Origin of the sequence: Sphingomonas sp. BK345, assembly GCF_014193845.1 — a bacterium.
Taxonomy (GTDB): Bacteria; Pseudomonadota; Alphaproteobacteria; order Sphingomonadales; family Sphingomonadaceae; genus Sphingomonas.
In genome coordinates, this window is sequence record NZ_JACHZX010000015.1 from 1 (window position 1) to 9,178 (window position 9,178).

The window sequence follows — 9,178 nt, forward strand, 5'->3', positions numbered from 1 at the left end:
GCACCCCCGTGTTGTCGCTTCGCTCCGGCCCGCGCCAGGGTGCGATTCAGCTTGCCCCCCATCCCCCCGCTGCTCGCCGCGAAGGCAGGGCCGCCGGCCGCAGGCCGGCGGTCCCCGCCGGGGATTGCAGAAGAAGGAGCAAGCAGCATGACACTTCCGACCGTCACCGTGACCATCGATCAGCTTTTCTCGACCGACGACAACATGCGCGTCGTCAAGCACGACGAGGCCGACAAGCGCACCCTGAAATCCTCGATCCTCTCCATTGGCCTGTTGCAGCCGATGGTTGTCGCGCCGCGTCCCAAGATCGGGCGCAAGAAGGCCGAGGGCTACGTCGTCGTTGCGGGCGAAGGGCGGCGGACGGCTCTTGCCGAGCTGGCCGACGAGTTCCCCGAGCGGCGCGCGATGACGTGGGATTGTGTGCTGATTTCCGACCCGACCAAGATCAGCGAGGTATCGCTTGCCGAGAATTATGCGCGCAAGCAGCCCCGTATCGCGGAAATCTACCGGGGCTTCGCGAACATGAAGGCCGACCGTCCCGACCTCACCACCGAGCAGATCGGCGCGGTGTTCGGCTACGACGGCCCGCGTTCCGCGCGCATCATGCGCCTTGCCAATCTCGCGCCCGAGTTGATGACGCTCTATGTCGCGGGCCGCATGGACGATGCTCAGGCGATGGCATACGCCGCGACCGAGGATCAGGCGCTACAGATCGCGGTTCACCAGCAGCTTGCCGAGAAGCCGCACGACCACCAGCGCAGCGCCCATTCGATCCGCGCCGCGATGAACGTGGGCGACCATGAGCTTACCCGGCTGATCCGCTATGTCGGTGTCGATGCCTATCGCGAGGCTGGCGGCGACTTCGAGGCCGATCTTTTCCAGAAGGAAGGCACCGGACGGATCATGCACCCGGCGATCCTTCACACCCTCGCCGGGACCAAGATGGCCGAGGACCGCGATCAGTTCGAGCACACAATCTCGCGCAATGGCCGGGTGCTTGGCGAGAATTGGGGCACGGCAGACCTCCGCTTTTCGTGGGCCGAGGAACCCCCGCAGATCAAGCAATACGGCTACTCGCAGACCGACAGCGAGCTTGCGATCCGTGAGCCGAAGCGCGGGCCGCTGTCCGATCAGGACGAGGCGCGGTGCGTTCAGATCATGAACCGGCTTACCGTTCTAGGCGGCGAGCACGATCAGATTGCCGAGGCGGACGAGGAAGAAGCAGCGCGGCTCGAAAACGAGCTGGCGGACCTTGAGGACGCGCGTAGCATCATCCTCCCCAAGAAGGGCGCAGTCGTCGGGATCGCGACCCTCGACACGGATGGCGAGTTCACCGTTGCGCTCTACTACGCCAGCCGCGCCGAGAAGGGCCTAGAGGTGCCGAAGGGCACCAAGGCCACCGCAGCAGCAGCCGCCCCGCAGACGCCCGAGGAAGCCGAGCGCGCCCGCTATGGCTTGTCGAAGGACAACATGCAGGGGCTGATGCTGATGCGCCGCGACATGATCCGCGAGGAACTGTTCTACACCGCCGCGAGCGGATCGACGCTGGCGATGGATTGGCTGCTCTACAGCCAAGCCCGCACGATCCTGCGTGGCGTTCCTTCGTGGAACGGTGGGACCAACTACCCCGGCGATCAGCAAGGCATCCTCAGCCTCCCCGAAGACGACGACGGCAGCAGCAAGCTTCACGGCATCGTCAAGGATCGGCCCGAGCGCGCGAAGTGGGCGAAGATCAAAGCCGATATGCGCGCTCAGGTTTGGGCCGACGTGCGCGATCCCGCCGAGGGCTTCTATCTATTCCGCGCCGAGGGGCAGGACGTGAAGAACAAGGCCGCTGCGCTCGTCGCCGGTCACATGCTGATGGCCACGACCTCCAATTTCAACGACGGTCGCACCCCGCGCATGGTTCGCGAGCTTGCCAACAACATCGAGGCGGAACCCGGCTTCAATCGCTGGCGCGACGACCTCGATGTGAACGAGGACCTGTTCGCCATGTTCTCGCACAAGGCCCGGTTGGACCTGCTCGACCAGTGGGGCATGGGCGACCGTGCCAAGGGGATGAAATCGAGTGAGACGGCGGGTTTCTGTGCCCGTGTCGTCAACTGCGACGAGGCAGACGCCCAACTGCTCGGCTTCCATCCCGACGACCTTGGGGAAGCGCAATGCTGGATGCCGGACTTCCTCGAAACGGCTCCCATCGAGAGCCTTCCCGAGCCGACCCCCGAGGATGACGACGACGACCAGCAGGACGACGACCAGCAGGACGAGGACGGCCCGCAGGACGACGACGAGGGCGATAGTGGCACCGATGGCCCCGAGGCCCCGGTTGACGCGCAGGAGCCGGTAGAGGCCGAGTAACGAGGCCGGGGGGCCGCTCCGAGCGGTCCCCCTCTTCGTGCTTTCACACGGGAAAGGCCGCCCAGCTATCAAACGCTTTCAAAAGCTATCGTTTAATATCAAGGCTGACGCTGTTATGGTGGAGCCGTGGAGGTGAAATGCCGAAGTCGATCAACTCAGCGGTGGGTTCGTTCCTCGCGGAACACCTAAACACCTTAATCGCCCTGCTAATCGGGATAGTGTTGCTGATGGCGTGGCTAGGTTTACGACGTGCCTATAGCGACGCCGAGGCCGCTGCACCGGCTCAAACTGACAAGCACGGATCAAAATAGCTTCCGCTTGCTCAGCCAAATACTCCGGGTTCGGGCAGCGCCCGACGAGACAAATAACACCCGCCGAAGGCGGACGCCCTGCCCCTGCCCCGCGCGAGGGTCACGCTGCGCGCGACCTAGCCCGCTCCTATGGACCGGGCACGTTGCACGGCTAGGCCGTGCCCCGCTCGCGCTTTCCGCTTGCGCCACCATTCCAGAACCGTGACTATGCGCCGCCAATGTGTAGCGCGGAGGCATGTTTTTGATGACTCGTACCCTGTTCCGTCTGATGGCCGGCGTCGCCGTCGCCTTGGCAGCGCCGGCGACGGCGAAGCCGATCGGCTTCGCGCTCGTCGACGTCGAGGGAGCGGACGCCGACCAGCTCGCGCGGCTTGGCGCGCGCGGTGCGGCCGAGTTCGTCGCGGCCCTCGTCGCGCGCAAGCCCGCGTCGATCGTCGCCAATACCATGCTCGATTCACAACCCGAGGCGCAGGAGGCGCGCTTCGTCACGCCCCCACCGAAAGGCGTCATCCCCAAGAGAGGCGTTCCGGCTTCCGTCTACATCGTCACCCATCACTATGACGGGATCGCGATATGGGGTGAGCTCGAATATCGCGACTATACCCGCAAGACCCCCTCGCCCACGCCGCCCGCTGGCGTCGGTTTCAAGGTGGACCGCAAGGGCTTCCGCGAAGACCTGATCGACGATCGCGCCCGCATGGTCATGTATGGCACCCTCACCCGCGACCGTAGCCACGGGTCACGGTATCTCGTCGCAGTGTTCCAGGCAGACGGCCCCGTGAAGGTTGCGGAGCTGGCGAGCGCCGAAGCCACACTCGGCCACGGACGGTCGAACAAGTGACTTCAAACGTCTGGCTGTCGGGACACTCCGTCACCCAGGCAGGGCGCGTTGACTGTCGAGAGCTGCGGCCTTCGCCGGCTTCTACGGTCAAGCAGAAAACCGGCGCTGCGCGCCTACGGCTTCCAGCTTCGCCGGACCCTCCGTTTTTCAGCATGACCGCGCCGGCTTCGACCGCGTGACGCTCTCGTCAACGACACCAGCCAGGAGTGAATACGATGTTGAACGATCTGACGTTTGAAGCCTTCGGAGCCGTTCGCAAGGTCGAGAAGGGCACCGGGGATCGCAAGTGGATACGCCTCACCATCCCGGTCGACCGGAGCTACACGAACAACGACGACGAGAAGGTGGAGCGCACGACATGGCTTGAGGCGGTGTGCTTCCGGCCCAAGCTGATCGAGATCATCGAGCGGCTCAATGTCGAGGGTCGCCGGGTCCGCATCCAGGGCACCGTCGATATCGGACAGCGCGAGTTCGAGGGGAAGAAGATCAAGGAAACGTCGTTCCACATCGAGCGACTGGACCTCACCGACCCCAAGCCCACCGACGACTGACAACGCGGGGCCGGCGAAAGCCGGCCCGCACCGCTCGTGAAGGACGATCGATGCAAGGTATTCCACCCTACAGCGCCGAACCGGCCACCATCGGCCAGATAATCGGGGCAAGCCTCTACGTTGCCACCGCCGCACTGACTGTGCTCGGCGCCGTCGCATGGTCCGCCGCCCCGATCGTCCGCGACCTTCGCCAGCGGCAGGCCGCACGGGTCCGGGTCGCCCAGCGCCGTTTCGACGCCGCTCGCCGCCCCGGCGATCGAGCGTAAGGACGTGGCGACTACCTACGTCTTATTAGCCGCCGCAGCCGCAGCCCTCGCGGCGATCGGCATCCTCTATCTCCGCCTCGTCGCCGCCCGCACCGCCGTTGCGGGCGAGTTTGCGGATATCGAGCGCGCCGAGATCCTTTCGCCGGCCGAGGCGGAGTTCCTGCCGATCCTTGAGACGGCTATTCCCGAATGTCGCATACTCGCCCAGGTCGCCATGAGCGCGCTCGTCACGACCCGCGCCGGCACCGACCGCACGCGCGCCTTTCGCGCGCGCGGCCGGTTCGATCGCAAGCGCGTCGACTTCCTCGCTTGCACGCGCGAGGGCCAGGCCCTCGTCGTGATCGAGCTCGACGACAGCAGCCACGACAGCGGCGAGGCGCGCTCGCGTGACGCTAAGCGCGACGCGATGCTGCTCGCCGCAGGCTATCCGACCGTCCGCATATCTAACCGGCCGTGGCCGACCGCCGCGCAGGTCCGCGCCGCGGTGTTGCCGGCGATCGAGAGCGTGATCGCGTGAGCGTGACAGGGGAGGAAATTTCTGACGAGTCGCCGGATAGCGATATCGAGAGCCGCAAGCGTCGTTTCGCGTTGAAGGTTGGCGGCGTCGGTCTAGTTGGCGCGCTGTGGGCTGTTAACGTCCAATACGTCGCCGCATGGGCGTCTCCTACATTGTATTTCTTCGCGTTGATCGGCCTATCCGTCGTGTTGCATGAGGGATACGAGGTCTACGTATTGGGAGAGAAAAGGTCGCGAGCATCGATGATAACAATTATCATCGTGACAACCGCGTTTATATTAGCGGCTTTCTCCGACAGCATTCTCCGGCAGAATTACCGACAGGCGGATTGTCTGCGATTTGAACGAGAGATTGTCACGGCAGCGCCGGGGAACCGAGCTGACGCGGCTAACGCTTTTCAGGCGCTACGTTGTATGCCGTCGGGCGGCATCTTTGAGCGACTGGCGGGGCCATCGGTCAAGCTGGAAGCAACCCTGCGAAAAGCGAACGAGGACAAAGCGGCCCAGAAGACGGCGGACCGCCCTACGGGCGGGCGTTAGTTTGTAGGGTGTCCGTCAGTTGTCGTCCTAGCATGAAGGCGGTTCCGAGCCCGTCAAGGATCAGCGGTCCCCCCAATTTGCTGCGCAAATCGGCTCCCCCGCTGCCCGCTGGCGCGGCCGCTTCGCGGTCCCTGACCCCGGCCTCTCCACCCCCTTCCCACTAGGACGCCAATAACGGCACACGGAGGTTTCCCATGTCCACATTCCGCCTTTTCGCGCAGCTCGACTTCGAGCGAGCGCTAGGCAACGCCGCGATCGACGCGCTTGAGCACGCCATGACCGCTAAGGCAGAGATCGAAGCTCAGTCCGACCTTGAGCAGTCCGGTTACGACCGAGAGGCGACGCTGGCCGAGGTGAACCAAGTGATCGAGGATCGCGTGCGCGACGTTCTCACCGGGCCGGGGCTTCGTAACATCGAGCGCGGAGAGCGGTTTCGCTCCCCCGAGATCGTCGCGCTCGTCATGGCCGCTCGCGACAACAAGTGGAATGGCCCCGGCTGATCGGGATCGTTCCAGCCCGCTCCGGCTTAGGCCAGGGCGGGCTTTCCGCTCGCGTGGCTCGTCGCGCTCTTACCCCGTGTTAAGACCGGCCGCGTACACCGCGCTTGTTCACGGCCGATCGCGGCCGCGGCCCGGCCAGTTGGCGAGAAGCAACCCGGGAAATGCCCCGCCTCTTGGCGACCGCATCCACGAAAGGGGTTTCCGATCGGCCGTGAACGCCCTCCCGACGCTTGCAAACGCTATCGTAAAATAGCGCTTGCAAGCGAATACCAGTCTACAGGTGATTTTTTCCGAACCGCTTTGATAGATCGACCGGCCTACATATAACCCCGTATGACCAACCCGCCCCCTTCGCTCGTCACTTGGTTCCTCAGCTTGGAACACGCACCGCAGGCGGTGCTGCTAGTCGGTATCGGCACAGTGACGGTGGCTTTCCTCGCATTCTGCGCCACCCTCTTGTCCGCGATATCGGCGTGGCGATCGGCACGCGTTGCCGCGGCCCAGGCCGAAACTTCATTGACGACCCTATTCGTGAGCCTTTTGCCCCGGCGTCTCGAATGGCTCGATGAGTTCCGAACCGCCGTTGCCGAACGTCAGCACGAAATCGCCTTTGGCATGAACCCTGATGCACATGGCATGATCCCCGATCCTGTCGCCCTGTTTAAGGTTTCCAACGGACGGCGCGCAGCACGAAATCTCTTTGACGACAGTGTGTCCGGCATTGCTTCCCAGATCGAGAAGCTACTCGAAAGGAAAACACGCCTTATCATCCAGCTTCACTCAAGAACGGATAAGGTGAGTGCTACCGATTTAACCGCGCCCGGCGATATAGCTGTTGAGATCGATGCTAAGCTAGGTGAGCTATTCGAGCATTGTCGCCCATTTCTGTATGTCGGCGATGTAAAACGCTCCTCGAAGACGGTCCGCGTAGCGAAGCGCATCAAGGGGTGGGTGCGATGGCCCCTTGCGCGGTCAACGCGCGATCGGGATCTCAGCGAGGTTCGTCGTCCATGACGGGCTTTTCTGACTTCGCTTCGTATCGAAGCCACGCGCACCGCGACCTTGCGCGGCCAGCGTGATCGTGTCGCGACCGAACCGGGCATTGAGCCCGTCGATCGTCGCCAGCAGCTCCGGCGCCTTCGGATCGGCCGACGCGAAGAGATCGCCTTGCGGCGCTCCCTCCGCGCTCAGATCCTCCAGCAGAATGCCGCACTTGGTATAGACGCCGCCCGGCTCGAACATGCTTTCGACCATGCGGCCGGCGATGCCGACGATCACGCGCGGATCGTTCGTCGCCGGCGACAGACGCGCCGATCGCGAGGCGTTCGGCGGGTTCGGCCGGTAGCGCGACCCGTGCGCGAAGGCGATCAGCCGCGTCGCGACCAACCCTTGCGCGCGGATCTTCTCGGCCGCGCGCCACGCGCGCCGCGCCATCGCCTCGCGCAGCGCATCGAGGTCGCGCACCGGCTCGCCAAACTGGCGCGTGACGGCGGTCGCCTTCAACGCCTCAGGCTCCGGCCGAAAGTCGTCGCACTCGACCCCGCCCAGCTCGCGCACGAGGCGTTCGAGCACAACGGTGCCAACGTCGCGCGCGACGGCCGGAGGCATTGCAGCCAGGTCCGCCGTCGTCGTGATGCCGAGGGGCTTCAGCCGCGCTTCCAGCGCGCGGCCGATGCCCCACACCTCACCGACCGGCCACTTGGCGAACAGCCGCGCGCGCAGCTCCGTGTCGTGGAGATCCACGACGCCGCCCCACACTTTCTCCGTCGCCTTCGCCAATGCGTTCGCGACCTTGCTCAGCGTGCGCGTAGGGCCGAGCCCGATCCGTGTCGGCAGGCCGACAGATCGGGCTATCGCCTCGCGGACGCGATGCGCGCCGGCGACGTCGCCCAGGCCGTTCGCGAGCACCGGCGCACGGTAGAAGCTTTCATCGATCGAATAGACCTCAACCACGTCGCTAAACTCGCCCAGCACTTCGTTGAAGCGCCGGTTGAGATCCGCATAGAGTTCGTAATTCGATGACCTAAGCTGAATGCCATGCTTGCGGATCGTGTCGCGCAGCTTGAAGACCGGATCGCCCATTTTGATGTGCAGCGCCTTCGCCTCTTCGGAGCGAGCGATAGCGCAGCCGTCGTTATTAGAAAGGACGATCACCGGCACTTTCCGCAAGGCCGGATCGAACAGCCGCTCAGCAGAGACGTAGAAGTTCGCTACGTCGACAATGCCCCAGGACATAATTCAGCGCTGATAGTCGCGGACGCCTGCCCGAACGACGCCCCAAACCTCAACCGTTTCGTCGGCAAGTGTCGGCTCGTACACCATCCGAGCGTTGCGGGCTTCGAGAAATGGTCGACCTTGCCGCATCACCAACTGACGCACGACGAAACCGCCGTCGACGATGGCGATCACGATATGACCATTCGCCGGTTTCGTGTCGCGATCGACCACAACCACGTCGTTATCGTAGAGGCCGGCGTCAGCCATGCTCGACCCGCTGATGCGGAAAACGAAGCTGGCGGCGCGATCGAGGCGCAGCAATTCGACGAGGCTAATGGCATCGTCAGCCCAATCTTGGGCGGGAGACGGAAAGCCAGCTCCGGCCGCGCCGATGATCCGAAGCCGCAGCCCCGGTGACACCTCCGCGATCGGGACCGGCTGCAACAACGGCAACAGCATGAGAGAATCCCTTTTCACCGCCATTGTAACGCGTTTGAGAACGGAAAGGGAACAGGGCGCGTGTGTAATCTGTCGCAAGAAGAAGGACAGAGGGGGGAAGTCTCCCCCTGAGTGCGAGCCGCGTTCCGCGTCTCGCCCTACCCCCTCAGCGGGGCTCCGCCCCGCAACGCCCCGGTGCCTTCAATCCTGCTCGTTGGCTTTCGGCCAGATGATATCACGCGCCAGCAGCGCTAACCCGACGAGGAGGAACCCGGTTGCGACGACGCGCTCTTGTGCCGATCCCGAAGGATCTACCCATGTCCACGCCAATAGCATCAGCAGCCAAGCAGCGGCGACGATCGGAACCGTCCTCACGCCACCGGGCAAATGATCGCGCCACATCGGCATCGCGGCCCAGGTAACGACCAGCGCCAACGTTACGGTCATGATGAGCATTTGAGGCACGTAGCCACCTTACCGAGATTGCGGCCTACCGGCCACATACCTGTTTGAGCGGGAAAGGGGCGCGCGGCCCCCTTCCCCAACAAGCTGAATAGCACCCCCGTGTTGTCGCTTCGCTCCGGCCCGCGCCAGGGTGCGATTCAGCTTGCCCCCCATCCCCCCGCTGCTCGCCGCGAAG

General features: G+C 64.2%; 10 protein-coding genes. 7 read left to right on the top strand and 3 right to left on the bottom strand.

The annotated features are described in order from the left end of the window. The first annotated feature begins 147 nt into the window (after positions 1 to 147). From FHY03_RS20595 to FHY03_RS20625, 7 genes are all read left to right on the top strand, one after another. Positions 148 to 2,358 carry a ParB/RepB/Spo0J family partition protein gene (locus FHY03_RS20595; RefSeq protein WP_183932304.1) on the top strand — a complete coding sequence of 737 codons (2,211 nt, stop codon included), beginning with the start codon at positions 148 to 150 and terminating at the stop codon, positions 2,356 to 2,358. A gap of 555 nt (positions 2,359 to 2,913) precedes the next feature. Next, positions 2,914 to 3,510 (top strand): hypothetical protein, encoded by a 597-nt coding sequence (locus FHY03_RS20600; RefSeq protein WP_183932305.1) that lies wholly within the window; start codon positions 2,914 to 2,916, stop codon positions 3,508 to 3,510. 215 nt (positions 3,511 to 3,725) lie between these two features. Beyond that, positions 3,726 to 4,061: a single-stranded DNA-binding protein gene (locus tag FHY03_RS20605; protein ID WP_183932306.1), complete on the top strand. Its 336-nt coding sequence runs from the start codon at positions 3,726 to 3,728 to the stop codon at positions 4,059 to 4,061. Positions 4,062 to 4,331: 270 nt separating this feature from the next. Then, the gene (locus FHY03_RS20610) at positions 4,332 to 4,844 is read left to right on the top strand and encodes a DUF2726 domain-containing protein (RefSeq protein WP_183932307.1); all 513 of its coding nucleotides are present in this window, start codon (positions 4,332 to 4,334) and stop codon (positions 4,842 to 4,844) included. Then, positions 4,781 to 5,383: a hypothetical protein gene (locus tag FHY03_RS20615; protein WP_183932308.1), complete on the top strand. Its 603-nt coding sequence runs from the start codon at positions 4,781 to 4,783 to the stop codon at positions 5,381 to 5,383. Before FHY03_RS20610 ends, FHY03_RS20615 begins: the two co-directional genes overlap by 64 nt. Positions 5,384 to 5,577: 194 nt before the next feature. Next, positions 5,578 to 5,883 carry a hypothetical protein gene (locus FHY03_RS20620; protein WP_183932309.1) on the top strand — a complete coding sequence of 102 codons (306 nt, stop codon included), beginning with the start codon at positions 5,578 to 5,580 and terminating at the stop codon, positions 5,881 to 5,883. Between the two features lie 333 nt (positions 5,884 to 6,216). After that, a complete protein-coding gene (locus tag FHY03_RS20625) occupies positions 6,217 to 6,897 on the top strand; it encodes a hypothetical protein (RefSeq protein WP_183932310.1) in 681 nt (226 codons plus the stop codon). Here the strand turns inward: FHY03_RS20625 and FHY03_RS20630 are convergent. From FHY03_RS20630 to FHY03_RS20640, 3 genes are all read right to left on the bottom strand, one after another. Beyond that, entirely contained in the window at positions 6,856 to 8,118 is a 1,263-nt protein-coding gene (locus FHY03_RS20630; protein WP_183932311.1) for a Y-family DNA polymerase, read from the bottom strand. The genes FHY03_RS20625 and FHY03_RS20630 overlap by 42 nt on opposite strands. A 3-nt stretch (positions 8,119 to 8,121) precedes the next feature. Next, complete coding sequence (locus tag FHY03_RS20635; protein WP_183932312.1) at positions 8,122 to 8,559, bottom strand: LexA family transcriptional regulator; 438 nt, start codon at positions 8,557 to 8,559, stop codon at positions 8,122 to 8,124. A 180-nt stretch (positions 8,560 to 8,739) separates the two neighbouring features. Continuing rightward, entirely contained in the window at positions 8,740 to 8,994 is a 255-nt protein-coding gene (locus FHY03_RS20640; RefSeq protein ID WP_183932313.1) for a hypothetical protein, read from the bottom strand. Positions 8,995 to 9,178 lie beyond the last annotated feature (184 nt).